22 protein-coding genes and 1 tRNA gene are annotated in these 25,387 nt (G+C 70.9%); 11 read left to right on the top strand and 12 right to left on the bottom strand.

The window, feature by feature from the left end; translation table 11 throughout:
* Nucleotides 1-40: 40 nt before the first annotated feature.
* The 4 genes from ABZ899_RS05125 to ABZ899_RS05110 all read left to right on the top strand — a co-directional run bounded on the left by ABZ899_RS05125 (nt 41) and on the right by ABZ899_RS05110 (nt 6,791).
* Nucleotides 41-1,849 (top strand): ABC-F family ATP-binding cassette domain-containing protein, encoded by a 1,809-nt coding sequence (locus ABZ899_RS05125; RefSeq protein WP_361340899.1) that lies wholly within the window; start codon nt 41-43, stop codon nt 1,847-1,849.
* A gap of 214 nt (nt 1,850-2,063) precedes the next feature.
* Complete coding sequence (locus ABZ899_RS05120) at nt 2,064-3,905, top strand: PQQ-binding-like beta-propeller repeat protein (RefSeq protein WP_361340896.1); 1,842 nt, start codon at nt 2,064-2,066, stop codon at nt 3,903-3,905.
* Between the two features lie 77 nt (nt 3,906-3,982).
* Complete coding sequence (locus ABZ899_RS05115) at nt 3,983-5,791, top strand: PQQ-binding-like beta-propeller repeat protein (protein WP_361340893.1); 1,809 nt, start codon at nt 3,983-3,985, stop codon at nt 5,789-5,791.
* Nucleotides 5,792-6,095: 304 nt separating this feature from the next.
* A complete protein-coding gene (locus tag ABZ899_RS05110; RefSeq protein ID WP_361340890.1) occupies nt 6,096-6,791 on the top strand; it encodes a LuxR C-terminal-related transcriptional regulator in 696 nt (231 codons plus the stop codon).
* 105 nt (nt 6,792-6,896) lie between these two features.
* On the opposite strand, the gene ABZ899_RS05105 is transcribed toward ABZ899_RS05110, so the two are convergent.
* On the bottom strand, nt 6,897-7,244 hold the full coding sequence (locus ABZ899_RS05105; protein ID WP_361340887.1) for a hypothetical protein: 348 nt from the start codon (nt 7,242-7,244) through the stop codon (nt 6,897-6,899).
* Nucleotides 7,245-7,265: 21 nt separating this feature from the next.
* Nucleotides 7,266-8,957 (bottom strand): sodium:solute symporter family protein, encoded by a 1,692-nt coding sequence (locus tag ABZ899_RS05100; RefSeq protein ID WP_361340884.1) that lies wholly within the window; start codon nt 8,955-8,957, stop codon nt 7,266-7,268.
* Between the two features lie 210 nt (nt 8,958-9,167).
* Between ABZ899_RS05100 and galT the strand changes: the two genes are divergently transcribed.
* The 3 genes from galT (at nt 9,168) to galK (ending at nt 12,423) form a co-directional block, all read left to right on the top strand.
* A complete protein-coding gene (gene galT, locus ABZ899_RS05095; protein ID WP_361340881.1) occupies nt 9,168-10,226 on the top strand; it encodes a galactose-1-phosphate uridylyltransferase in 1,059 nt (352 codons plus the stop codon).
* Nucleotides 10,227-11,186 carry a UDP-glucose 4-epimerase GalE gene (galE, locus tag ABZ899_RS05090; protein ID WP_361340878.1) on the top strand — a complete coding sequence of 320 codons (960 nt, stop codon included), beginning with the start codon at nt 10,227-10,229 and terminating at the stop codon, nt 11,184-11,186.
* A gap of 73 nt (nt 11,187-11,259) precedes the next feature.
* Nucleotides 11,260-12,423 carry a galactokinase gene (galK, locus tag ABZ899_RS05085; protein ID WP_361340875.1) on the top strand — a complete coding sequence of 388 codons (1,164 nt, stop codon included), beginning with the start codon at nt 11,260-11,262 and terminating at the stop codon, nt 12,421-12,423.
* 4 nt (nt 12,424-12,427) lie between these two features.
* Here galK and ABZ899_RS05080 read toward each other — a convergent pair whose 3' ends face one another.
* Nucleotides 12,428-12,883, bottom strand: coding sequence for a GNAT family N-acetyltransferase (locus ABZ899_RS05080; RefSeq protein ID WP_361340872.1), 456 nt, complete (start codon nt 12,881-12,883; stop codon nt 12,428-12,430).
* A gap of 273 nt (nt 12,884-13,156) precedes the next feature.
* Between ABZ899_RS05080 and ABZ899_RS05075 the strand changes: the two genes are divergently transcribed.
* Nucleotides 13,157-13,930 (top strand): response regulator transcription factor, encoded by a 774-nt coding sequence (locus ABZ899_RS05075; protein WP_361340869.1) that lies wholly within the window; start codon nt 13,157-13,159, stop codon nt 13,928-13,930.
* Between the two features lie 137 nt (nt 13,931-14,067).
* Here ABZ899_RS05075 and tamR read toward each other — a convergent pair whose 3' ends face one another.
* On the bottom strand, nt 14,068-14,565 hold the full coding sequence (tamR, locus tag ABZ899_RS05070; protein ID WP_361340866.1) for a MarR family transcriptional regulator TamR: 498 nt from the start codon (nt 14,563-14,565) through the stop codon (nt 14,068-14,070).
* 94 nt (nt 14,566-14,659) lie between these two features.
* Between tamR and ABZ899_RS05065 the strand changes: the two genes are divergently transcribed.
* Nucleotides 14,660-15,475, top strand: coding sequence for a trans-aconitate 2-methyltransferase (locus ABZ899_RS05065; protein WP_361340864.1), 816 nt, complete (start codon nt 14,660-14,662; stop codon nt 15,473-15,475).
* Nucleotides 15,476-15,589: 114 nt separating this feature from the next.
* Complete coding sequence (locus tag ABZ899_RS05060) at nt 15,590-15,763, top strand: CsbD family protein (RefSeq protein ID WP_361340861.1); 174 nt, start codon at nt 15,590-15,592, stop codon at nt 15,761-15,763.
* A gap of 87 nt (nt 15,764-15,850) precedes the next feature.
* Here the strand turns inward: ABZ899_RS05060 and ABZ899_RS05055 are convergent, their stop codons facing one another.
* Complete coding sequence (locus tag ABZ899_RS05055) at nt 15,851-16,528, bottom strand: TetR/AcrR family transcriptional regulator (RefSeq protein ID WP_361340858.1); 678 nt, start codon at nt 16,526-16,528, stop codon at nt 15,851-15,853.
* Nucleotides 16,525-17,535, bottom strand: coding sequence for a fatty acid desaturase (locus ABZ899_RS05050; protein ID WP_361340855.1), 1,011 nt, complete (start codon nt 17,533-17,535; stop codon nt 16,525-16,527). The genes ABZ899_RS05055 and ABZ899_RS05050 overlap by 4 nt, the downstream gene beginning before the upstream one ends.
* Before the next feature lie 303 nt (nt 17,536-17,838).
* Between ABZ899_RS05050 and ppc the strand changes: the two genes are divergently transcribed.
* Nucleotides 17,839-20,580 (top strand): phosphoenolpyruvate carboxylase, encoded by a 2,742-nt coding sequence (gene ppc / locus ABZ899_RS05045; protein ID WP_361340853.1) that lies wholly within the window; start codon nt 17,839-17,841, stop codon nt 20,578-20,580.
* Between the two features lie 82 nt (nt 20,581-20,662).
* Here the strand turns inward: ppc and ABZ899_RS05040 are convergent, their stop codons facing one another.
* From ABZ899_RS05040 to ABZ899_RS05015, 6 genes are all read right to left on the bottom strand, one after another.
* Nucleotides 20,663-21,151 (bottom strand): hypothetical protein, encoded by a 489-nt coding sequence (locus ABZ899_RS05040; RefSeq protein WP_361340850.1) that lies wholly within the window; start codon nt 21,149-21,151, stop codon nt 20,663-20,665.
* A 65-nt stretch (nt 21,152-21,216) separates the two neighbouring features.
* On the bottom strand, nt 21,217-21,819 hold the full coding sequence (gene pth / locus ABZ899_RS05035) for an aminoacyl-tRNA hydrolase (protein WP_361340848.1): 603 nt from the start codon (nt 21,817-21,819) through the stop codon (nt 21,217-21,219).
* A 97-nt stretch (nt 21,820-21,916) separates the two neighbouring features.
* Nucleotides 21,917-22,513, bottom strand: a complete 597-nt coding sequence (locus ABZ899_RS05030; RefSeq protein WP_361340845.1) for a 50S ribosomal protein L25/general stress protein Ctc — start codon at nt 22,511-22,513, stop codon at nt 21,917-21,919.
* 181 nt (nt 22,514-22,694) lie between these two features.
* The gene (locus tag ABZ899_RS05025; RefSeq protein ID WP_361340842.1) at nt 22,695-23,675 is read right to left on the bottom strand and encodes a ribose-phosphate diphosphokinase; all 981 of its coding nucleotides are present in this window, start codon (nt 23,673-23,675) and stop codon (nt 22,695-22,697) included.
* Nucleotides 23,676-23,752: 77 nt separating this feature from the next.
* On the bottom strand, nt 23,753-25,198 hold the full coding sequence (glmU, locus tag ABZ899_RS05020) for a bifunctional UDP-N-acetylglucosamine diphosphorylase/glucosamine-1-phosphate N-acetyltransferase GlmU (RefSeq protein ID WP_361340839.1): 1,446 nt from the start codon (nt 25,196-25,198) through the stop codon (nt 23,753-23,755).
* A gap of 113 nt (nt 25,199-25,311) precedes the next feature.
* Nucleotides 25,312-25,383: transfer RNA gene (locus ABZ899_RS05015), tRNA-Gln, on the bottom strand.
* Between the last annotated feature and the right edge of the window lie 4 nt (nt 25,384-25,387).

Genomic DNA, 25,387 nt, shown 5'->3' with positions numbered 1-25,387 from the left:
GCTCCGCCGCACGTCGACACAGCCCCCGGGCAGGAGAACGATGGCCGTCAATCTGGTCAATGTCGAGAACGTCAGCAAGGTGTACGGCACCCGTGCCCTGCTCGACGGCGTCTCACTCGGCGTCTCCGAGGGGGACCGCATCGGCGTCGTCGGCCGCAACGGCGACGGCAAGACGACCATGATCCGGCTGCTGGCCAGGCTGGAGGAACCCGACACCGGCCGGGTCACCCACTCCGGCGGGCTGCGGCTCGGCGTCCTCACCCAGCACGACTCCCTCGACCCCGAGGCGACCGTCCGCCACGAGGTGATCGGCGACCTCGCCGACCACGAGTGGGCCGGCAACTCCAAGATCCGCGACGTCCTCACCGGCCTCTTCGGCGGCCTCGACCTGCCCGGCTTCCCGCAGGGACTCGACACCGTCATCGGCCCCCTGTCGGGCGGCGAGCGGCGCCGGATCGCGCTCGCCAAGCTGCTCATCGAGGAACAGGACCTGATCGTCCTCGACGAGCCCACCAACCACCTCGACGTCGAGGGCATCTCCTGGCTCGCCCAGCACCTGCGCGAGCGCCGCTCGGCCCTCGTGTGCGTCACCCACGACCGCTGGTTCCTCGACCAGGTCTCCACCCGCATGTGGGACGTCCAGCGCGGCGTCGTCCACGAGTACGAGGGCGGCTACTCCGACTACGTCTTCGCGCGCGCCGAGCGGGAGCGCATCGCCGCCACCGAGGAGGTCAAGCGGCAGAACCTGGTCCGCAAGGAGCTGGCCTGGCTGCGCCGCGGCGCCCCCGCCCGCACCTCCAAGCCGCGCTTCCGCGTCGAGGCGGCCAACGAGCTCATCAAGGACGTGCCGCCGCCCCGCGACAGCAGCGAGCTGATGAAGTTCGCCTCCTCGCGGCTCGGCAAGACCGTCCTCGAACTGGAGGACGTCACCGTCCAGGCCGGCCCCAAGGTCCTGCTCAAGCACGTGACCTGGCAGCTCGGCCCGGGCGACCGCATCGGCCTCGTCGGGGTCAACGGCGCCGGCAAGACCTCCCTGCTGCGGGCCATGGCCGAGGCCGCCCGCACCGAGGGCGAGGCGCAGCCGGCGGGCGGCCGGGTCGCCGTCGGCAAGACGGTCAAGCTCGCCTACCTCTCCCAGGAGGTCGCCGAGCTCGACCCGAACCTGCGGGTCCTGGAGGCCGTGCAGCAGGTGCGGGAGCGCGTAGACCTCGGCAAGGGCCGCGAGATGACCGCCGGTCAGCTGTGCGAGACGTTCGGCTTCGGCAAGGAGAAGCAGTGGACACCCGTCGGGGACCTGTCCGGCGGTGAGCGGCGCCGGCTGCAGCTGCTGCGGCTGCTGATGGACGAGCCCAACGTCCTCTTCCTCGACGAGCCCACCAACGACCTCGACATCGAGACCCTGACCCAGCTGGAGGACCTCCTCGACGGCTGGCCCGGCTCGATGATCGTCATCTCCCACGACCGGTTCTTCCTCGAACGCACCACCGACCGGGTCTTCGCCCTGCTCGGCGACGCCACCCTGCGGATGCTGCCCCGCGGCATCGACGAGTACCTGGAGCGCCGCCACCGCATGGAGGCGGCCCAGGTCGCCGCCGCGTCCGCCCCGGCCGCCGAGAAGGCCGTACCGGAGCGCAGCGCCGCCGATCTGCGGGCCGCCAAGAAGGAGTTGCAGCGGATCGAGCGGCAACTCGACAAGCTCTCCGAGCGCGAGACCAAGCTGCACGCGGCGATCGCCGAGCAGGCCACCGACTTCGCCAAGGTCGCCGAACTCGACGCGGAACTGCGCGATCTGGCCACCCAGCGGGACGAACTCGAACTGCGCTGGCTCGAACTCGCCGAGGACGCGTAGCCGTCGGCTCCCGCACGTGAAGAGCCCGTGAAGGGTCATAACGAGGGCATCACAGGCCGGTCCTCCCTTGGGTACAGGGGCGGGCGCGGACCGGTGCGCCGTCGGTGACGGGTGATAGAAAGGGCCGCTGAGGACAGTGTGAGAAACGCCGGTGTGGCGAGATCGCGACGGCACAGGACGCGGCACCGCACCGGCCCATCAAGGGGGACCGCTCATGAGCCAGCCGCCCAACCAGCCGCCGCAGGGCGGTTTCGGCGCACCGCAGGACCCGCGGCAGGGCGGCTTCGGCGCCCCGCAGCCGCCGCAGCCGGACGGTGCCCCGCAGTCCCCGCCCCCGCCGCAGGGCGCCCCCCAGACGCCTCCGCCGCCGCAGGGCCCGCCGCAGCCGCCGGCCGGCCCGCCCCAGCCCGGCTACGGCTACCCGCAGCAGCCCCCGCAGCAGCCGGGCCCCTACGCGTCCGGCCCGTACGGCCAGCCGCCCCAGCAGCCGGGCCCGTACGGCCAGCCCCCCCAGCAGCCCGGTCCGTACGGCCAGCCGCAGCAGCCCGGCCCCTACGGGCAGCAGCCGCAGCCGGGTTACGGCTACCCGGGCCAGCCGCAGTACCCCGGAGTGCCCGGCACCCCGCCCGGAGGCTCGCGCAACCCGTTCAAGGGCAAGCCCGCCCTCGCCGTCGTCGCGGCCGTCGCCGCGCTCGCGGTGATCGGCGGCACCGTGTACGCGCTGACCGGCGGCGACGACGACCCGAAGAAGCCGGTCGCGCAGAAGACCGACGACCCGAAGGGCTCCGCGTCGCCGACCGGCGACGACGGCGGCAGTGGCGGCGGCGCCGACCCGGAGAACCTCAACGGCGGCCGGCAGGCCGGCGAGGCGAAGGTGCTCTGGTACCAGCCGGCCCCCGACGCCCCCGGCTCGGGCGCGGACGCCCCCGGCATGTGGATCACCGACAAGACCGCGGTGAAGGCGGCGTACAAGCAGGTCTTCGGCTACCGCGTCGCCGACGGCGAGGCCGCCTGGGACCCGATCACCTTCCCGGAGAAGATCTGCTCGGTCACCGCGCAGAAGTCCTCCGACGACAAGGTCGTCGTGGCCTACATGAGCGGCAGCAGCGACCGCGCCAAGTGCAACCAGCTCCAGCAGATCGACCTGAACACCGGCGCGAAGGGCTGGAAGGGCACGGTCGCCGAGGGCGGCCTGTTCGACACCACCCTCAAGGTCGAGATGTCCATCACCGGCAAGACGCTGATGGTGGGCCGCTCGCAGTCCGGCACCGCCTACGACGTCGGCACCGGCAAGAAGATGTGGGACAAGCAGCGCTACGGCGACAAGTGCTTCCCCGACGCCTTCGCGGGCGGCGACGCCCTGGTCGGCGTGGCGTCCTGCGACGCCGGCGGCTCCGGCGAGCACGACGAGATCCAGGTCCTCGACCCGGCGACGGGCAAGGCCAAGTGGACGCGCGAGATCGACGGGGGCTGGCGGGTCGCCCGCGTCTTCTCGGTCGACCCGCTGGTCGTCTACAGCACCAACAAGGACAAGAAGACGTGGAACATCTCCACGTTCGACTCCGGCGGCAAGCGCCGCTCGCAGGTCTCCGTCGACCTGGAGATCGGCGCCGAGTGCGGCTGGGCCATCCTGGAGCGCGCCCTGCAGGGCTGCGGCGGAGTGGTCGCCGACGACGACACGCTGTACATGCCGACCAAGGCCACCGCCGCCGCCAACGAGATCGTCGCGATCAGCCTGGACAGCGGCAAGGAGAAGTGGCGCGTCAAGTCCCCCGCCGAGGAGACGATGCTCCCGGTCAAGGTCGAGGACGGCAAGCTCGTCGCGTACGTGACGCCGTCCTACGACGCGGGCGGCCAGGTCGTGGCGATCCCGCTGTCCGGCGGCAGCCACGAGCCGGCCAAGCTCCTGCAGAACCCGGTGAGCGCCGCGCGGATCGAGAACGGCTTCTTCTCCAAGGCGTACGACTGGGTCGACGGCCGCTTCTACCTGTCGAGCACCCGCCTCAGCGGCCAGGACGACGCCAAGGAGAAGCTGATCCTCGCCTACGGCAAGTGAGTTCGGCGCGGTGCCCGCCACCCGCGCCTCCGCCGTGTCCGCCGCGCTCCCGTCCCCCTCCCCGAGGTGCCCCCGCCATGACCCAGCCGCCGCCCCCGCCGCCGAACCAGCCCCCGCAGGGCGGCTTCGGCCCGCCCCAGGACCAGCCGCCCCAGCAGCCCGGCGGGCAGTACCAGCCGCCGCAGCCGCCGCAGGGGCCGCCCACCCCGCCGGCCGGTCCGCCGCAGCAGCCCGGCTACGGTTACCCGCAGGCACCGCAGCAGCCCCAGCCGCCGGCGCAGCCGTACGGCTATCCGGGCCAGCAGCCCAACCCGTACGCGCAGCAGCAGCCCCAGCAGCCGTACCCGACGCCCAACCCGTACGGCCAGCAGCCCGGTTACGGCTATCCGCAGCAGCCGCAGCCCTATCCGACACAGCCCGTCACGGGGACCGGCGGCGGCTCGAACGGCTCGCGGATCGCGGTGGTCGCGGCCGCGGTGGTCGTGGTGATCGCCCTGGTCGTCGGCGGGGTGTACCTGTTCAAGAACGGTGACGACGGCGGCAAGGACGAGACGGCCAGCTCCAGCGGCGGCACCGGCGGCGGAGACGACGACGGGCAGGGCGGCGGCGGGGACACCCCCGACGGCACCGAGAAGGTGCCCTCCGACGCCAACTCCGACGTGCTGTTCAAGATCCCGTCGCCCAAAGTCGACGAGGACACCAGCGTCGTGGTCGCCGGCTCGTGGCTGACCGACAAGGCGTACGTCAAGAGCGGCGTCTCCGAGATCGTCGGCTACGACCCCGACAAGGGCACCGAGCTGTGGACGATCCCGCTGCCCGGACCGGTCTGCCAGGCCAGCAGGCACGTCACCGACGACCACCTGACGGCGATCGCCTTCCAGCCCGCGAAGCCGACGAAGGACAAGCCGTCCTACGGCTGCAGCCAGGTCGCGGCGATCGACCTCGACGCCGGCAAGAAGCTGTGGACGAAGACCGCCAAGACCGGCAGCCGTGAGCTCCGCTTCGACAACCTCACCGTCAGCGGCGGCACCGTCGCCGCGGGCGGCACCAGCGGCGGCGCCGCCTTCGACCTGGAGTCCGGCAGGCAGCTGTGGACGCCGAAGGCCGACGACGGCTGCTACGACCTCGGGTACGCCGGCGGGCCCAAGCTGGTCGCCGTGCGCAAGTGCGGCAGCTACGACCAGCCGCAGCTGCACATCCAGACCATCGACCCGAAGAGCGGGAAGGTGATCTCCGAGTACAAGATGGCCGAGGGCGTCGAGTACGCCAGCGTCATCTCCACCGACCCGCTCGTGGTGGCCGCCGAGGTCGGCGAGTCCGACGCCATCGGCATCTCGGACGCCTTCTCCATCGACAACAGGACGGGCAAGCTGCGCATCCGCATCCCGCTGCCCGCCGACAAGTTCTCGGCCCGCTGCTCCGGCGTCACCACCATCGAGGCGTGCACCGGCGTCGTCGTCGGCAACGACCGGCTGTACGCCGCCACCAAGGAGCACGCCGGAGGCGGCGAGTACGGCCGCACCAACGAGATCGTCGCCTTCGACCTGGCCAGCGGCAAGCAGACCGGGCAGCGCGCGGACGCCGGCGACCGCTACACGATCACGCCGCTGCGCATGGACGGCGGCGACGTGATCGCCTACAAGCGGCCCCCGTACGACAAGGGCGGGCAGATCGTCAGCATCGACGGCGGCAGCTTCAAGGAGACCAAGCTGCTGGAGAACCCGGCCGCGCGCACGGTCCGGGACGTGGAGACGCGGATGTCCCCGGACTACGCCGAGCTCCTCTACTCCCAGGGCCATCTGTACATGTCGTCCAGGTTCGCCAGCTCCCTGGGGAGTTCGGGGGAGCAGCGGTGGCATGTGATCGCGTTCGGCGCGAAGAGCTGACGCGCGCGCCCCTTGCGTGCCCGGCGGCCCCGTTCCTGGTCAGGAGCGGGGCCGCCGGCTTACTGCCTGCGCGCCCCGGCGTGCGGGGAAAGCTGGAAAATCCGCCGTTCCGGGGCACTTATCGCTTGTAGGGGGAGCGCGACGTCGAACAAGCGTGTAGCTTCCGGGGGCATGAAGGGCAGGGGAGCCGGGAGGGGGCTTCTGTCCGCGCGGACCAGTGGGCATCCATAGTGGGGCGTCCGGACCGGCGTGACCGGATCCGGGCATGGCGGGAGATCCATTGGGGGGACTGGGGGGTTGCTCGATGGGAGTGCGGCTGATGGTGGTCGACGACCACCGGTTGCTCGCCGAGGCGCTGGCCTCGGCTCTGAAACTGAGGGGGCATCGGGTGCTGGCCGCGGCCGCTCCGGCCGCGGGGGCGGCCGAGCTGGTGATCGCGCGGGCGCCCGAGGTGTGCCTGCTGGGGACGGCGACGCCCGCGGAGCCGGGCATGTTCGACCCGGTGGTGCGGATCAAGCGGGAGCGGCCGCAGGTGGCGGTGCTGGTCCTCGGACCGGTGCCGAGCCCGCGCGGGATCGCGGCGGCGTTCGCGGCCGGCGCCTCCGGCTACGTACGGCACGACGAGCGCATCGAGGGGGTCGAGCGGGCGATCATGAAGGCGCGGGCCGGTGAGGCGGCGGTGGCGCCGCAGCTGCTGCAGGGCGCGTTCAGCGAGCTGCTCAACCCGGCGGCCCAGCCGGACGACGAGGGGCAGCGGCTGCTCCAGATGCTCACCCCGCGGGAGGTGGAGGTGCTGGTGCGGGTCGCCGACGGCGAGGACACCCGGCTCATCGCCGCCGGCATGGGCATCGCGCCGTCGACGGCCCGCACCCATGTCCAGCGGGTGCTGATGAAGCTGGGCGTCGGATCGCGTCTGGAGGCGGCGGCGCTGGCGGCCCGCACCGGCCTGCTCGACCGGGCGGGCCCGCTGCCCCGCCCCCACGCGCCGCTGGAGCCGTAGGGGGTGTCCCGTCGGTCAGGCGGGAGCCCCGCATGATCGGCCAGTCGCTTCCCGGGGGCGGAGGACGGCGGGGGCGAGGGCGGACGCCGCTCGCCCCCGGCGGGGTCATTCGGACGGTTCGTCGCCCGGCGCGACCGGCGGGGGCGGCGGCGCGGTCGGCCGCAGCTTCAGCCAGGCCAGGAAGAACAGGCCGAGCAGCAGCATGGCCAGGCCCGTCCACAGGTTGATGTTGACACCCTCCGCCTTGTCGATCGCGGCGTCGTCGTCGGTGATGCCGACGAGCGTGACGATCACGCCGTAGACGACGAAGAGTCCGCCGATGATGCGCCGGATGTCGAAGAGCCGGGCGGCCGTCTCGGACTTCTCCTGCAGCTCGGTGACCTCGCGCTGCACGTCCTCCTCGGAGAAGCCGGGGTGGCGCGGGCGGTCGGGGTGCTCGGGATGGTCGGTCATGGTCGGTCAGGACCTTCCTGGTCAGAACGAGAACGGGATGTAGCAGAGGGCTGCCAGGATCACGGCGCCCCAGCCCAGCAGGGCGGGCCTGCGGTACCAGGCGTCGTCGCCCTCGGCGGGCGGCTCCGACATGCCGGGGGAGCGGGTGCCGTAGACCAGGCCCTGCAGTTCGTGCGCGGGCTTCGGCGCGGTGAACAGGGAGACGGCCACCATGACGACGGCGCCGGCCACGAAGCCCGCGATGGCGGAGACGAAGTTCGCGCCCTGGTCGGTGGGGATGGAGATGACGCCCTGCTTGTAGAGGACGAAGTAGTTGACCATCGCCGCCGTGGTGCCGGCCAGCAGCCCCCAGAAGCCCGACTTCATCGAGGCCCGCTTCCAGAACATGCCGATGATGAAGACCACGAACATCGGCACGTTGAAGAAGGAGAACAGCGTCTGCAGGTAGCTCATGATGTTCGAGAACGACGAGGCCAGGAAGGCCGTACCGACGGAGGCCATGACGCCGACGGCCGTGATGAGCCGCCCGAAGCGCACGTAGTAGGAGTCCTCGCGGTCCTTGACCACGTACTTCTGCCAGATGTCCGTGGTGAACACCGTGTTGAAGGACGACACGTTGGCCGCCATGCCGGCCATGAACGCGGCCAGCAGACCGGTGACCGCGATGCCGAGCACACCGTTGGGCAGCAGTCCCTCCATGAGGAAGGGGATGGCGTCGTTGTACTGGTATCCCGACTTCTCGGTGCCGAAGCCGGGGACCAGGGCGGCGGCCGCCAGGCCGGGAATCATCACCAGGAAGACGATGAAGATCTTGGGGTAGGCCGCGATCAGCGGGGTGCGCTGGGCCGCCGAGAGGTTCTTCGCGGACAGGGCGCGCTGGACCTCGGCGAAGTTCGTGGTCCAGTAGCCGAACGACAGCACGAAGCCGAGGCCGAGGACGATCGTCAGCCAGTTGGCGCCGAGCGGGTTGGCGTCGCCGATGCCGGTGCCGCCCCAGGCGGTGACGAAGTCGTCGCCGTGGGTCCTGGTCAGGGTGTCGGTCAGGCCGTCCCAGCCGCCGACCTTCTTCAGGGCGAGCACCGTGATCGGGATGAGCGCGGCCAGGATCACGAAGAACTGCAGGACCTCGTTGTAGATCGCCGAGGACAGACCGCCCAGGGTGATGTACGCCAGCACGAAGAAGCCGGCGACCACGATCGCCACCCACTCCGGCCAGCCCAGCAGGGCCTCGACCACGATCGCGAGGGCGTACAGGTTCACCCCGGCGATCAGGATGGCGGCGAAGGCGAACAGGATCGAACTGAGCAGATGGGCCCCCCGGTCGAAGCGCAGCAGCAGGAACTCCGGCACGGAGCGGACCTTGCTGCCGTAGTAGAAGGGCATCATCACCAGGCCGAGGAAGACCATGGCCGGGATGGCGCCGATCCAGTACCAGTGGACGGTGTAGGCGCCGTACTGGGCGCTGTTGGCGGCCATGCCGAGGATCTCGGTGGCGGCCAGGTTGGCGGAGACGAAGGCCAGGCCGGTCACCCAGGCCGGCAGGGAGCGCCCGGACAGGAAGAAGTCCAGGCTGGTCTTGACCGAGCGGCGGGCGGCGAACCCGATGCCCAGCACGACGACGAAGTAGATGCCCAGCAGCGTGTAGTCGACCCAGTTCGTGGGGAGCCGGAGCTCTGCGGCGAGGTAGGTGGGGGGATATGTGGGGGTTTCCATGTGTACTCGCTTCGTTTAGCGAACCGATCCAGAGCGGAACCTACGCCGCTGTGTTCAGTAACTGAACACTTTGAGTGACGTTTTTTGTTTGATCGTGATGTTGACCGAGCTTGATGGGTTGTGTTCTGCTATGTTTAGTTCTGTTGGATGACGGCTCGGAGAAGTGCCGGAGCGTCCCGGAAGACCTGAGTGGCTCGAATGGAGTCCCGCGTGAAGAAGACCTCGACCCGGCTGGCGGACGGTCGGGAGCTCATCTACTACGACCTGCGCGACGACACCCTGCGCCAGGCGGCCGACCGCCGCCCGCTGGAGCCCACCGTCACCACGTCCGAGATCCGGCATGACGACCTCCTCGGGGACGCCGTCGCCATCGCCTCCCACCGGCAGGGCCGCACCTACCACCCGCCGGCCGACGAATGCCCGCTCTGCCCCTCCCGCGACGGCCGGCTCAGCGAGATCCCCGACTCCTCCTACGACGTCGTCGTCTTCGAGAACCGCTTCCCGTCGCTCGCCGGTGACTCCGGGCGCTGCGAGGTCGTCTGCTTCACCTCCGACCACGATGCCTCCTTCGCCGATCTGACCGAGGAACAGGCCCGCCTCGTCCTGGACGCGTGGACCGACCGCACCTCGGAACTGTCGTCGCTGCCCTCCGTCGAGCAGGTGTTCTGCTTCGAGAACCGCGGCGCCGAGATCGGTGTCACCCTCGGACATCCGCACGGGCAGATCTACGCTTACCCCTTCACCACGCCGCGCACCGCCCAGATGCTGCGTTCGCTCGCGCGGCACAAGGCCGCCACCGGCGGCGGCAACCTCTTCGACGCCGTCCTGGAGAGGGAACTCGCCGGGGAGCGGGTCGTCCTGGAGGGTGAACACTGGGTGGCCTTCGTGCCGTACGCCGCGCACTGGCCGTACGAGGTGCACCTGTATCCCAAGCGCCGGGTGCCCGACCTGCTCGCCCTCGACGAGGCGGCGCGCGCGGAGTTCCCCCAGGTCTATCTGGAACTGCTGAGGCGCTTCGACCGGATCTTCGGCGAGGGTGAGCCGCCGACGCCGTACATCTCCGCCTGGCACCAGGCGCCGTTCGGCCGATCGGCGGAGTTCGACGGTGTCGTCCGCGACGACTTCGCGCTGCACCTCGAGCTTTTCACCATCCGCCGTGCGTCCGGCAAGCTGAAGTTCCTCGCGGGTTCGGAATCCGGCATGAACGTGTTCATCAACGACGTGCCGCCGGAGCGCGCGGCTGAGCGACTGCGAGAGGTAGCGAGTTAGATGAGCGGGAAGTTTCTGGTCACCGGGGGCGCGGGCTACGTCGGCAGCGTGGTCGCGCGGCATCTGCTCGAGGCCGGGAACGAGGTGGTCGTCCTCGACAACCTCTCCACCGGCTTCCGCGAGGGCGTGCCCGCCGGCGCCACGTTCGTCGAGGGCGACATCCGCGACGCCGCCAAGTGGCTGGACGCCTCCTTCGACGCCGTCCTGCACTTCGCCGCCTCCTCCCAGGTCGGCGAGTCTGTCGTGAAGCCCGAGAAGTACTGGGAGAACAACGTCGGCGGCTCCATGGCCCTGCTCGGCGCCATGCGCGAGGCGGGCGTGCGCACCCTCGTCTTCTCCTCCACGGCGGCCACCTACGGTGAGCCGGCCGGGGTGCCGATCGTCGAGTCGGCGCCCACGCTGCCGACCAACCCCTACGGCGCCTCCAAACTGGCCGTCGACCACATGATCACCGGCGAGGCGGCGGCCCACGGCCTCGCCGCGGTGTCGCTGCGCTACTTCAACGTCGCCGGCGCCTACGGGGAGCACGGCGAGCGTCACGACCCCGAGTCGCACCTGATCCCGCTGGTCCTCCAGGTCGCCCAGGGCCGGCGCGAGTCGATCTCCGTGTTCGGCGACGACTACCCGACGCCGGACGGCACCTGCGTCCGCGACTACATCCACGTCGCCGACCTCGCCGAGGCCCATCTCCTCGCCCTGAAGGCCGCCGTGCCGGGCGAGCACCTCGTCTGCAACCTCGGCAACGGCAACGGATTCTCCGTCCGCGAGGTCATCGAGACGGTCCGTCAGGTCACCGGGCACCCGGTGCCCGAAGTGGTGGCCCCGCGCCGGGCCGGCGACCCGGCCGTCCTGGTCGCCTCCGCCGCCACCGCCCGCGAGCGGCTCGGCTGGAACCCGTCCCGCACCGACCTCGCGGGCATCGTCACGGACGCGTGGGAGTTCGCCCAGCGCACCCGTTAGGTTCTACGGCTGAGCGGCCGGTCAACCCACCGGCCACCGAGGCCGGTTCGGCAGGGAAGGTCAGGATCAGGGGATGAGCGTCGACACGGCGGCCGCGGTCGCGCAGCGGTTCCGGGAGCTGTACGGGTCCGAGCCGGAGGGAGTGTGGGCCGCGCCCGGGCGGGTCAACCTCATCGGCGAGCACACCGACTACAACGACGGCTTCGTCATGCCGTTCGCGCTGCCGCACACCGCGGTCGCCGCGGTCGCCCGCCGCGACGACGGGGTGCTGCGCCTGCACTCCGAGGACGTGCGCGGCGGTGTCGTGGAGCTGCGCGTCGCCGACCTCGCGCCCGAGACCGACCGCGCCTGGACCGCCTACCCCGCCGGGGTCGTCTGGGCGCTGCGGCACGCCGGCCACGCCGTCGGCGGCGCCGACGTCCACCTCGCGTCCACGGTCCCGGCGGGCGCGGGCCTGTCCTCCTCGGCGGCGCTGGAGGTCGTCGTCGCGCTCGCCCTGAACGACCTGTACGACCTGGGCCTGAAGGGCTGGCAGCTGGCCCGCCTGTGCCAGCGCGCGGAGAACGTCTACGTGGGCGCCCCCGTCGGGATCATGGACCAGACGGCGTCCGCCTGCTGCGAGGCCGGCAACGCCCTCTTCCTGGACACCCGCGACCTCTCCCAGCGGCAGATCCCCTTCGACCTGGCCGCGGAGGGCATGCGGCTGCTCGTGGTCGACACCCAGGTCAAGCACTCCCACAGCGAGGGCGAGTACGGCAAGCGCCGCGCCGGCTGCGAGAAGGGCGCCGCGATCCTCGGCGTCGACGCCCTGCGGGACGTCCCCTACGGCGAACTGGACGCGGCCCTCGCCCGGATCGGCGACGACGAGGAGGTGCGCCGCCTGGTGCGGCACGTCGTCACCGAGGACGAGCGCGTCGAGCGGGTCGTCGCCCTGCTGGAGTCCGGCGAGACCCGGGCCATCGGCCCGGTCCTGACCGAGGGCCACGCCTCGCTGCGCGACGACTTCCGCGTCTCCTGCCCCGAACTCGACCTCGTCGTCGAGGCGGCCCTGACCGCCGGGGCGCTGGGCGCCCGGATGACCGGCGGCGGCTTCGGCGGCTCGGCGATCGTGCTGAGCGAGGCCGGGGACGTCGAGGCGGTCACCAAGGCCGTCGAGGACGCCTTCGCCGCGGCCGGCTTCACCGCGCCGCGCGTGTTCGAGGCCGTCCCGGCGGCGGGCGCGCAGCGGCTGCGCTGAGCGCTCAGCGCAGCCGTTTGGTGAGCGTGTACTCGGTGATCCCCGGCGGGTAGTCGGGGATCACGCACACCACGTCGTACCCCCGCTTCCGGTAGAACTCCGGCGCCTGGAAGTCCCACGTCTCCAGGCGCACGGAAGCACAGCCCCGCTCGTCGCGGGCGACGCGCTCCGCGTGTGCGAGCAGATGCGAACCGAGCCGGGCGCCGCGGTGGCGTTCGTCCACCCACAGGTACGTGACGTGCAGCCAGGTGGCCCAGGTGTGGCCGACCAGCCCCCCGGCCAGGGCACCCGCGTCGTCCAAGGCCCACACATGGAGCGGAAGTTCGCGTTCACCTGGGGTTCCGCGCAGGGCGCGCAGCACCGGAGAGGCCGCGGTGTTGGTGTCCCGCAGTCTCCGCCGGAGCAGATCCCGCCGGAAAGTGTCGACTTCTGTCTCCAGACGAAACATGCGGCTCACCATAAACGCGTCGGCGAACCAGTTCTGCAAATTCGCTTCCGCTCCTGCCCCCCGCCCGTACTCTGATGAGCAGCACCGGTGGGGGCCGGTGCTGATCAGGGGGCGAGACAGTCGGGTTCGACGCCCGAAGTGGGGGGTAGCAGTTCCTGCACGGCGGCGGCCGTGCGTGCCCTACGTGCTTCGGGCGTCGCGCCCGCGATCGTGTTCGTCTCCCGGTGTCGTCCTCATGACGATGGGGTATCCCCTGCTCTTCGGGAGCGTGGGGAAGGGGGTTTCGTGGTTCGCATCCGAGTCCTGGTCGTCGACGACCATCGCATCTTCGCCGAGTCGCTCGCCGCCGCGCTGGCGGCCGAGCCCGATGTCGAGGTCTCCGCCGCGGGCAGCGGTCCGGCCGCGCTGCGCTGCCTGGAGCGCGCGGCCGCCGAGGGGCGCCGCTTCGACGTGCTGCTCGTCGACGCCGACCTGGGCGGTGGCCTGCCGGGCATACGGCCCGCCCCGCCCGTCCAGGAGGTGGGCGAGGACGGACTGGTCGACGGCATCTCGCTGGTCGCCGGTGTCCGCTCCGCGCAGCCCGCCGTACGGACCGTCGTCCTCGCCGAGAAGGACGACCCGCGCCGGGCCGCGCTCGCCCTCCAGGCCGGGGCGTCCGGCTGGGTCGCCAAGGACTGCTCCCTGTCCCGGCTGCTCACCGTGATCCGCGGGGTGCTGCGCGACGAGACGCATCTGCCGCCCGCCCTGCTCACGGGGGTGCTGCGCGAGCTGACGGCGGCCCGCAAGCACCGCACGGAGAGCGAACGGCTCGTGGAGTCGCTGACCCCGCGCGAGCGGGAGGTGCTGCGCTGCATGGTGGCGGGCCTGGGCCGCAAGGCCGTCGCCGAACGCCTGTTCCTCTCCCCGCACACGGTCCGCACCCACATGCAGAACGTCCTGGGCAAGCTGGGCGTCCACTCCACCCTGGCCGCGGTGGCCCTGGCCCGCCGAGCAGGAGTGGGCCCGGTGGACCTGGACCCCCCGACCCGAATCCTCCCGGAGGCCACGACCAGCGCCTGAAAAGACCCCGGGCGGGGATCAGGCCCTCCGGGGCGCGGGGAACCGCGCGGGCGGGCCACGACGGCGCCGCACCCGCGGTCGGCCGCCACCCGGCACCGGAAGCGGGCGGGAACGGGCCGGACACGCCGCCGGCGGCACTACCCCGGAATGTTGTCGAACGGCGCGGTCAGCCTGCGCAGCAACCCCGCCAGCTCGGTCCGCTGCCCACCCGACAGCTCCCCCAGGATCGCCCGCTCCTGCGCGAGCAGCCCCGCCAGCGCCTGGTCGGCCCGATCACGCCCCTCGGCCGTGAGCCGCACCAGCACCCCGCGCCGGTCGCTCGGGTCGGGCAGCCGCTCCACCAGGCCCTTCTTGGCCAGCCGGTCGATGCGGTTCGTCATCGTGCCCGAGGTGACCAGCGTCTGCGTCAGCAACTGCCCCGGAGAGAGCTGGTAGGGATCGCCCGCGCGCCGCAGCGCGGTCAGCACGTCGAACTCCCAGGGCTCCAGACTGTGCTCGGAAAACGCCAGCCGGCGCGCACGGTCCAGATGCCGGGCCAGCCTGCTCACCCGGCTGAGCACCTCGAGTGGCTCCACGTCGAGGTCCGGGCGCTCCCGGCGCCACGCCGCGACCAGCCGATCGACCTCGTCCTCCATGACGATCAGTGTAGTGGTTGTGTCGACATGAAGTCTCTTGACGTCAAGATAAAACGGGGGGCAGGCTGGAACCCGGAAGACAGGAGGCCCCGCCATGTCCGCAGCCGCCACCCCCACCCCCGCCTGGGACCCCGCCCAGTACCTGCGTCACGCCGATCACCGCGCCCGCCCCTTCACCGACCTCCTGGCCCGCGTCCCCCCGCTCCCCGGCGACCGGCCCCGGATCGCCGACCTCGGCTGCGGCCCCGGCAACGTCACCGCCCTGCTCGCCGCACGCTGGCCCACCGCCCACATCACCGGCCTCGACAACTCCCCCGAGATGCTGGACCGCGCCCGCACCGAGCACGAGGGCCCCACCGCGGGCGGCGGCCGCCTGGACTTCGCCCACGCCGACGTGGGCACCTGGACGCCCGAGGAGCCGTACGACCTGATCGTCAGCAGCGCCACCCTGCAGTGGGTGCCGGGCCACACCGACCGCTTCGGCTCCTGGGTGGCCGGCCTGCGCCCCGGCGGCACCTTCGCCTTCCAGGTCCCCGGCAACTTCGACGCCCCCAGCCACCGCCTGATGCGCGACCTCGCCGCCCGCCACGGCCTGGCGGACGTCCTGCGCCACTCCGGCGCCGTGCTCGACCCACGGGACTACCTGGCCCGCCTGACCGCCCTGGACTGTACGGCGGACGTGTGGGAGACGACGTACCTGCACCTGCTGCCCGGCGAGGACCCCGTCCTGGACTGGGTGAAGGGCACGGGGCTGCGCCCCGTCCTCACCGCGCTCGCCGACGACCCCGGCCGCCGGGACGCCTTCCTGGACGCGTACCGGGCCGCGCTGCGCGAGGCGTACCCGCCCGGACCGCACGGCACCGCGTTCCCGTTCCGCCGCATCTTCGCGGTCGCCCGCAGAAAGCAGTGATGATCGGCGCCGTCCGCCCGCGCACAGGCGGTCCCCGCACCCCGCTGTTTGATCCGAGGCTCACGGGAAACCCGGTCCTTGGCAGCGACGTCGAACCTTGCAGGAGTGAGGAACGTGGCGAAGGAAGAGAAGACCCGGGCCATGAAGGAACAGGCCAAGGGCAAAGCCAAGGAAGCCATGGGCCGGATGACCGGCAACGAGCGGATGACCGCCGAGGGCAAGGCCGATCAAGTGAAGGGCGACGCGCGCCAGGCGAAGGAGAAGGGCAAGGACACCTTCAAGCACTGAGCGCGCCGGAACACGGCGTGAGCGTGGACCCGGGCGCGCGGGGTGCCGAACCGGCACCCCGCGCGCCCCTGCCGGTTCGCGCCGGCGTCAGCTCTTGCGGCGCCCGATCAGATGCGGCCGGGCCTCCAGGCCGTCCAGCCCGTGCCACGCCAGATTCACCAGGTGCGCCGCCACCTCCGCCTTCTTCGGCCGGCGCACGTCCAGCCACCACTGCCCGGTCAGGGCGACCATCCCCACCAGCGCCTGCGCGTACAGCGGCGCCAGCTTCGGGTCGAAGCCGCGGCTCTTGAACTCGCGGCCGAGGATGTCCTCCACCTGGGTGGCGATGTCGGAGATCAGCGAGGCGAACGACCCCGTCGACTGGGGGATGGGGGAGTCACGGACCAGGATGCGGAAGCCGTCCGTGTACTCCTCGATGTAGTCCAGCAGCGCGAACGCCGCCTGCTCGCACAGCTCCCGCGGATGCCCCGCCGTCAGCGAGCTGGTCACCATGTCCAGCAGCCGCCGCATCTCCCGGTCCACGACGACCGCGTACAGGCCCTCCTTGCCGCCGAAGTGCTCGTACACCACCGGCTTGGACACCCCGGCCTTCGCCGCGATCTCCTCCACGGACGTGCCCTCGAACCCCTTCGCCGCGAACAGGGTGCGACCGATCTCCAGCAACTGCTGGCGGCGCTCCGCACCGGTCATCCGGGTACGGCGCGCCCGCCGCGGCTTGTCGTTGCTGGAGGTGCTGCTGGAGTCGGTCGCCACGGCGTCAATCATGCCGCCTTCGCGGGTTCCTTCCGGCGGCGGGCGCCGTCTTCCCCGGTGTTCCGCCGGGAATCGATACGCGAGCGTGACGGCCAGCGCACGTCGTAGGCCCAGCCGAACTTCTCGAAGATGCGGATGAAGCGGGCCGAGGAGTCGATCTGCCAGCGCTCCACACCGTGCCGGGCGGACGTCGGGTCGGCGTGGTGCAGGTTGTGCCAGGACTCGCCGCACGACAGGACGGCCAGCCACCACACGTTGCCCGAGCGGTCCCGGGACTTGAACGGGCGCTTGCCCACGGCGTGGCAGATGGAGTTGATCGACCAGGTCACGTGGTGCAGCAGGGCCACCCGGACGAGGGACCCCCAGAAGAAGCCGGTGAACGCGCCCCACCAGGACATCGTCACCAGACCGCCGATCACGGCGGGCAGCGCCAGCGACAGGACCGTGAAGGACACGAAGTGACGGGAGACGGCGCGGATCGCGGGGTCCTTGATCAGGTCCGGCGCGTACTTCTCCTGCGGCGTCTGCTCCTCGTCGAACATCCATCCGATGTGTGCCCACCACAGGCCCTTCATCAGGGCCGGCAGGGTCTCACCGAACCGCCACGGCGAATGCGGGTCGCCGTCGGCGTCCGAGAACTTGTGGTGCTTGCGGTGGTCCGCCACCCAGCGCACGATCGGGCCCTCCACGGCCATCGACCCGGCGACGGCCAGGGCGATCCGCAGCGGCCGTTTGGCCTTGAACGAACCGTGCGTGAAGTAGCGGTGGAAGCCGATCGTGATGCCGTGGCAGCCCAGGAAGTAGAAGAAGACCATCAGGCCGAGGTCGAGCCAGCTCACCCCCCAGCCCCAGGCCAGCGGAACCGCCGCGAGAAGCGCGAGGAACGGCAGGATGATGAAGAGCAGAAGCGCGATCTGCTCGATCGACCGTTTCTTCTCGCCGCCGAGCGTGGCGGAGGGGGTCGGGGTGTCGTCGTTCGCCTTCGGGGCGTCTTCGATCACATCGGAGCTCGTGGTCATGGGCGTCCCCTGTGGGGTCGAGGGTTGTGACAGATGCCGTGTCACGGTCGGGCGGGCTCCGTGGGGGCGGTGCCTACGGTTCCGTAACCTACGGCGTCGTAAGTATGGCAGCGCGCCGTCCTGCGGCAAGAGCCCCTGAGACAGCGCGTCCCTGCGGACACCTATCCTTGTGTCGGTCGGACAGCGCGGTCCGCTCTGATTTCTTCCCGGATGTCAGGAGCCGTAAGCGGCGGTCCCGCCGCACGGCCCCCGGCGCCGGGTTCCCCTCCCAGACGAGCTTCAACACTGCAAGGAGCCGCACCTGTGAGCAGTGCCGACGACCTGACTGTGTCCCAGGAGACCGCCAGCGCCGAGTTGCGTGCCGACATCCGCCGGCTGGGTGACCTCCTCGGCGAGACACTCGTCCGCCAAGAAGGCCCGGAGCTGCTGGAACTCGTCGAGAAGGTCCGCCGCCTCACCCGGGAGGACGGCGAGGCCGCCGCCGAACTGCTGCGCGGCACCGAACTCGACACCGCGGCCAAGCTGGTCCGCGCCTTCTCCACCTACTTCCACCTGGCCAACGTCACCGAACAGGTCCACCGCGGCCGCGAACTGCGCGCCCGGCGCGCCGCCGAGGGCGGTCTGCTCGCCCGCACCGCCGACCGGCTCAAGGACGCCGACCCCGAGCACCTGCGGCAGACCATCCAGAACCTCAACGTGCGCCCCGTCTTCACCGCGCACCCCACCGAGGCCGCCCGCCGCTCCGTCCTCAACAAGCTGCGGCGCATCGCCGCCCTCCTGGAGACGCCCGTCCTCGAAGGCGACCGCCGCCGCACCGACACCCGACTGGCCGAGAACATCGACCTCGTCTGGCAGACCGACGAACTGCGCGTCGTCCGCCCCGAGCCCGCCGACGAGGCCCGCAACGCCATCTACTACCTCGACGAACTGCACGCCGGCGCCGTCGGCGACGTCCTCGAGGACCTCACCGCCGAACTGGAACGCGTCGGGCACAAGCTCCCCGACGACACCCGCCCCCTCACCTTCGGCACCTGGATCGGCGGCGACCGCGACGGCAATCCCAACGTCACCCCCCAGGTGACCTGGGACATCCTCATCCTCCAGCACGAACACGGCATCAACGACGCCCTGGAGATGATCGACGAGCTGCGCGGCTTCCTGTCGAACTCCATCCGCTACACCGGCGCCACCGACGAACTCCTCGCCTCCCTCCAGGCCGACCTCGACGCCCTCCCCGAGATCAGCCCCCGCTACAAGCGCCTCAACGCCGAGGAGCCCTACCGGCTCAAGGCCACCTGCATCCGCCAGAAGCTGGAGAACACCAAGACCCGCCTGGCCCGCAACACCCCGCACGAGGCCGGCCGCGACTACCTCGGCACCGGCGAACTGCTCTCCGACCTCACCCTGATCCAGAGCTCCCTGCGCGAGCACCGCGGCGGCCTCTTCGCCGACGGACGCCTGGACCGCACCATCCGCACCCTCGCCGCCTTCGGCCTCCAGCTCGCCACCATGGACGTCCGCGAACACGCCGACGCCCACCACCACGCCCTGGGCCAGCTCTTCGACCGGCTCGGCGAGGAGTCCTGGCGCTACGCCGACATGCCCCGCGACTACCGCACCAAGCTCCTCGCCAAGGAACTGCGCTCCCGGCGGCCCCTCGCCCCCACCCCGGCACCCGTCGACGCCGCCGGCGAGAAGACCCTCGGCGTCTTCCAGACCGTCAAGCGGGCCCTGGAGGTCTTCGGACCCGAGGTCATCGAGTCGTACATCATCTCCATGTGCCAGGGCGCCGACGACGTCTTCGCCGCCACCGTCCTCGCCCGCGAGGCCGGCCTGCTCGACCTGCACGCCGGCTGGGCCAAGATCGGCATCGTCCCCCTCCTGGAGACCACGGACGAGCTGAAGGCCGCCGACACCATCCTGGAGGACATGCTCTCCGACCCGTCCTACCGGCGCCTCGTCGCGCTGCGCGGCGACGTCCAGGAGGTCATGCTGGGCTACTCCGACTCCTCCAAGTTCGGCGGCATCACCACCAGCCAGTGGGAGATCCACCGCGCCCAGCGCCGGCTGCGCGACGTCGCCCACCGCTACGGCGTCCGGCTGCGCCTCTTCCACGGCCGCGGCGGCACCGTCGGCCGCGGCGGCGGCCCCTCCCACGACGCGATCCTCGCCCAGCCCTGGGGCACCCTCGAAGGCGCCATCAAGGTCACCGAACAGGGCGAGGTCATCTCCGACAAGTACCTCGTCCCCTCGCTGGCCCGCGAGAACCTGGAACTGACCGTCGCCGCCACCCTCCAGGCCTCCGCGCTGCACACCGCGCCGCGCCAGTCCACCGAGGCGCTCGCCCGCTGGGACGCCGCGATGGACGTCGTCTCCGACGCCGCGCACACCGCGTACCGCAAGCTCGTCGAGGACCCCGACCTGCCCACGTACTTCGTCGCGTCCACCCCCGTCGACCAGCTCGCCGACCTGCACCTCGGCTCGCGGCCCTCCCGCCGCCCCGGCTCCGGCGTCTCCCTCGACGGGCTGCGCGCCATCCCGTGGGTGTTCGGCTGGACCCAGTCCCGGCAGATCGTCCCCGGCTGGTTCGGCGTCGGCAGCGGCCTGAAGGCGCTGCGCGAGGCCGGCCTGGACACCGTGCTCGACGAGATGCACGAGCAGTGGCACTTCTTCCGCAACTTCATCTCCAACGTCGAGATGACCCTCGCGAAGACCGACCTGCGCATCGCCCGCCACTACGTCGAGACCCTCGTCCCCGAGGAACTCCAGCACATCTTCGCCACCATCGAGGCCGAGCACGAACTCACCGTCCGCGAGGTCCTGCGGGTCACCGGCGAGAGCGAACTCCTCGCCGCCCAGCCCGTCCTCAAGCAGACGTTCGCCATCCGCGACGCCTACCTCGACCCGATCTCGTACCTGCAGGTCGCCCTGCTCAAGCGCCAGCGCGACGCCGCCGCCAGCGGCGCCGACCCCGACCCGCTGCTCGCCCGCGCCCTGCTCCTCACCGTCAACGGCGTCGCCGCCGGCCTGCGCAACACCGGCTGACCCGCACGACGGCAGTGCCCCCGCGCCGGCACCGGCACGGGGGCACTGCCATCACACCGCGCGGGAGAGACCCGCGGGCGCCTCACACGATCACGTACGCCCCCGTCAGCAGGGCCACGCCCGTGCCCGCCAGGAGCCAGGCCAGCCGGGCCCGGCGCAGACCGCCCGCCGCGACCACCGACGCCAGCAGCAGCGCGCCCCCCAGCGGCACCCACGCGTACAGCACACCCGCCGGACCCGAACGCACCACCTCGTCCGTACCCGGCTTCACCACCACCGCGTACGTCTCCCCCTTGCGCACCGCGACGCTCTTCTCGATCACCGCCGAAGCGCGCGCCCGCGACCCCACCGACACCGGCGTGTACGGCCCGCCGCACGTGTCCGCGCCGCACCGGACCACCTCGATCGTGCCGTGCTCACGGCCCTTGGTGAGCATCACGTGCTGGGCACTGCCCCACGACCCCCACACACCCGCGACCAGGATCAGCAGCACCACCGTCCCCATCACCGCGATCCGCCCGAACCGCAGCGCGGAGACGGCGCCCTGACTGGAGACAACGGCAGAAGGCATGGCCGCGATCTTTGGCCATGCCCCTGCGAACGGTCAACTTCGCGTCGGCCGCGGGGACCGACACGTCACGAGTTGTACGTGCTTTGCGCCCGCTCCAGACCCTCCGCCACCAGACACTCCACCGCGTCCGCCGCCCGGTCCACGAAATAGTCCAGCTCCTTGCGCTCCGCCGCCGAGAAGTCCCTCAGCACGAAGTCCGCCACGGGCATCCGGCCCGGCGGACGCCCCACACCGAACCGCACCCGGTGATAGTCCGGGCCCATCGCCTTCGTCATCGACTTCAGCCCGTTGTGCCCGTTGTCCCCGCCGCCCAGCTTCAGCCGCAACACGCCGTAGTCGATGTCCAGCTCGTCGTGCACCGCCACGATGTTGCCCACCGGGACCTTGTAGAAGTCCCGCAACGCGTTCACCGGACCACCCGACAGATTCATGAACGACATCGGCTTCGCCAGCACCACCCGCCGGCTCGCCGGCCCCGGCGGCCCGATCCGGCCCTCGACGACCTGCGCCTGCGCCTTCCCGGCCCGCTTGAACTTCCCCCCGATCCGCTCCGCCAGCAGATCCACCACCATGAACCCCACGTTGTGCCGGTTCCCGGCGTACTCGGGCCCCGGATTGCCCAGGCCGGCGACCAGCCACGGCGCACTCGGATCGGTCGTCACGTCCACATCTCCATCGATACGCGCCAGCCGCCGCCCCCGAAGGGACAGCGGCTGACGAAAACGACGGCGCAGCCGATCACACGGCCCCGCCGGAATGCGAGGATCAGGCCTCGGCGACTTCCTCGGCCTCGGCCTCTTCACCCTCAGCGGCCTCCTCGGCCTGCGCGGCCAGCACCTGCAGCACGACCGCGTCGCCCTCGACGGCCAGCGTCGTGCCCTTCGGCAGCTCGATGTCCTTCGCCAGGATCGAGGCACCCGCCTCCAGACCCTCGACCGACACCGTCACCGACTCCGGGATGTGCGTGGCCTCGGCCTCGACCGGAAGCGCGTTCAGCACGTGCTCCAGCAGGTTGCCACCCGCGGCCAGCTCGCCCTCGGCGTGCACCGGGATCTCGACCGTGACCTTCTCGCCGCGCTTCACCAGCAGCAGGTCCACGTGCTCCAGGAAGCCCTTCAGCGGGTCACGCTGCACGGCCTTCGGAATGGCCAGCTCGTTGGTCTTGCCATCGACGTCCAGCGCGATCAGGACGTTCGGCGTACGCAGCGCCAGCAGCAGGTCGTGACCCGGAAGCGTCAGGTGCAGCGGCTCGGCACCGTGCCCGTACAGCACACCCGGAACCTTGTTGGCACGACGGATACGACGGGCCGCACCCTTACCGAACTCGGTACGGGACTCGGCGGAAATCTTCACCTCGGACATGACGATCACTCCTCGTAGAAGTAGAACGGACGGGGTCACCCGGCCACGAACGGCCTGCTACGAAGAGCGCGTCGATAACGGACCACCGCATCCCGCAACGGGAAACGGCCTCCCTCGCCGAGCAACTGCAGCAGTCTACTCGGACCCGGAGGCCGTTCCCAAAACGATCTCTACAGCTCGTCTACTGCTCGTCGAACAGGCTCGTCACCGAACCGTCCTCGAACACCTCACGCACCGCGCTCGCGATCGTCGGCGCGATCGACAGCACCGTCAGCTTGTCCAGATCCGCCGCCAGCTCACCCGGAGTGGGCAGCGTGTTCGTGAACACGAACTCGCTCACCCGCGAGTTCTTCAACCGGTCCGCCGCCGGACCCGACAGCACACCGTGCGTCGCCGTGACGATGACGTCCTCCGCGCCGTGCGCGAAGAGCGCGTCCGCCGCGGCGCAGATCGTGCCACCCGTGTCGATCATGTCGTCGACCAGCACACACACGCGGCCCTTGACCTCACCCACGACCTCGTGGACGGTCACCTGGTTCGCCACGTCCTTGTCACGCCGCTTGTGCACGATCGCCAGCGGCGCGCCCAGCCGGTCGCACCAGCGGTCCGCGACCCGCACCCGGCCCGCGTCCGGCGAGACGACCGTCAGCTTGCCCTTGTCGACCTTCCGGCCCACGTAGTCCGCCAGCAGCGGCAGCGCGAACAGGTGATCCACCGGCCCGTCGAAGAAGCCCTGGATCTGATCCGTGTGCAGATCCATGGTCAGGATGCGGTCCGCGCCGGCCGTCTTCATCAGGTCCGCGATCAGACGCGCCGAGATCGGCTCACGGCCACGGTGCTTCTTGTCCTGACGGGCATAGCCGTAGAACGGCACGATCACCGTGATCGAGCGGGCCGACGCACGCTTCAACGCGTCGATCATGATCAACTGCTCCATGATCCACTTGTTGATCGGCGCCGTGTGGCTCTGGATCAGGAAACAGTCCGCGCCCCGCGCCGACTCCTGATACCGCACATAGATCTCGCCGTTCGCGAAGTCGAAGGCCTTCGTGGGGACAACCCCGACACCCAACTGCTGGGCGACCTCCTCGGCAAGCTCGGGGTGGGCGCGGCCGGAGAAGAACATCATCTTCTTCTCGCCGGTCGTCTTGATCCCGGTCACAGCACTGTCTCCTCAGAGGTGTCTCAGCTGGGTGTGCACCTATCACGGTACGCCGTGTCCGACGCACCCGTTTCCGGTCAGCCTTCGCTTTCGCCCTGCCCGGACGCCTCCTCAGCCGCCCGCGCCGCCGCACTCCCCGGACGCTTACGAGCCACCCAACCCTCGATATTCCGTTGCTGGCCACGGGCCACGGCCAGCGAACCGGGCGGCACATCCTTCGTGATCACGGACCCCGCGGCGGTGTACGCACCATCCCCGATCGTGACAGGAGCCACAAACATGTTGTCCGAACCGGTGCGGCAGTGCGACCCCACCGTCGTGTGGTGCTTGTCCTGACCGTCGTAGTTCACGAACACACTCGCCGCGCCGATGTTCGTGTACTCGCCGATCGTCGCGTCCCCCACGTACGACAGATGCGGAACCTTCGTCCCCTCACCGATCGACGCGTTCTTCGTCTCCACGTACGTACCGATCTTGCCCTTCGCACCCAGACGGGTACCCGGACGCAAATACGCGAACGGCCCCACCGACGCGCCCGCACCCACCACGGCACCCTCCGCCACCGTGTTGTCCACCCGGGCCCCCGCGCCCACCCGCGTGTCCCGCAGCCGGCAGTTCGGCCCGACCTCCGCACCCTCACCCAGATGCGTCGCACCCAGCAGCTGCGTACCCGGCAGCACCACCGCGTCCTGCTCGAACGACACCGACACATCGACCCACGTCGACGCCGGATCCACCACCGTCACCCCCGCCAGCATCGCCGCCGTCAGCAACCGGTCGTTCAGGATCCGCCGCGCCTCCGCCAACTGCACGCGGTTGTTGATCCCCGCGATCTCACGGTGATCCGCCGCCACCGACGCACCCACCCGGTGCCCGGCCTCCCGCAGAATGCCCAGCACGTCCGTCAGGTACTCCTCACCCTGACTGTTGTCCGTGCGCACCTTGCCCAGCGCGTCCGCCAGCAACTGCCCGTCGAACGCGAACACCCCGGAATTGATCTCCCGGATCGCCCGCTGCGACTCCGACGCGTCCTTGTGCTCCACGATCGCCGTCACCGCACCCGACGCGTCCCGCACGATCCGGCCGTACCCCGTCGCGTCCGGCACCTCCGCCGTCAGCACGGTCACCGCGTTGCCGTCCGCCGCGTGCGCCGCCGCCAGCGCCGACAGCGTCGCGCCCGTCAGCAGCGGAGTGTCGCCACAGACGACCACCACCGTGCCCTCCACCGGACCGCGCAGCTCCTCCAGAGCCATCCGCACCGCATGACCCGTGCCGTTCTGCTGCGCCTGCACGGCCGTGCGCACACCGGGGTCGATCTCGGCGAGATGCGCGGTGACCTTCTCGCGGGCGTGGCCGACCACGACGACGAGGTGCTCGGGGTCCAACTCGCGGGAAGCGGCGAGGACATGCCCCACGAGGCTGCGCCCGCAGAGCTCGTGGAGGACCTTGGGTGTGGCCGACTTCATACGGGTGCCCTCACCCGCTGCGAGAACGACGACGGCTGCCGGGCGAATGGCGCTCACGGGATGCCCTTCGGCTGTGATGGGGGAGGGGTGACATCCGCAGGATACCGGGGCGTTTCCGGGGCGACATGAGAGCGGGCCCCGACCCCGGAGGGGTCAGGACCCGAACGCTGCTCCCCCGCCAGGACTCGAACCTGAAATACATCATCCAAAGTGACGTGTGTTGCCAATTACACCACGGGGGAAAGT

Origin of the sequence: Streptomyces sp. NPDC046859 (assembly GCF_040645135.1) — a bacterium.
In the GTDB taxonomy this organism is placed as follows: domain Bacteria; phylum Actinomycetota; class Actinomycetes; order Streptomycetales; family Streptomycetaceae; genus Streptomyces.
Note: the sequence above shows the minus strand (reverse complement) of the source record. Positions and strands in the feature narration are given on the sequence as shown.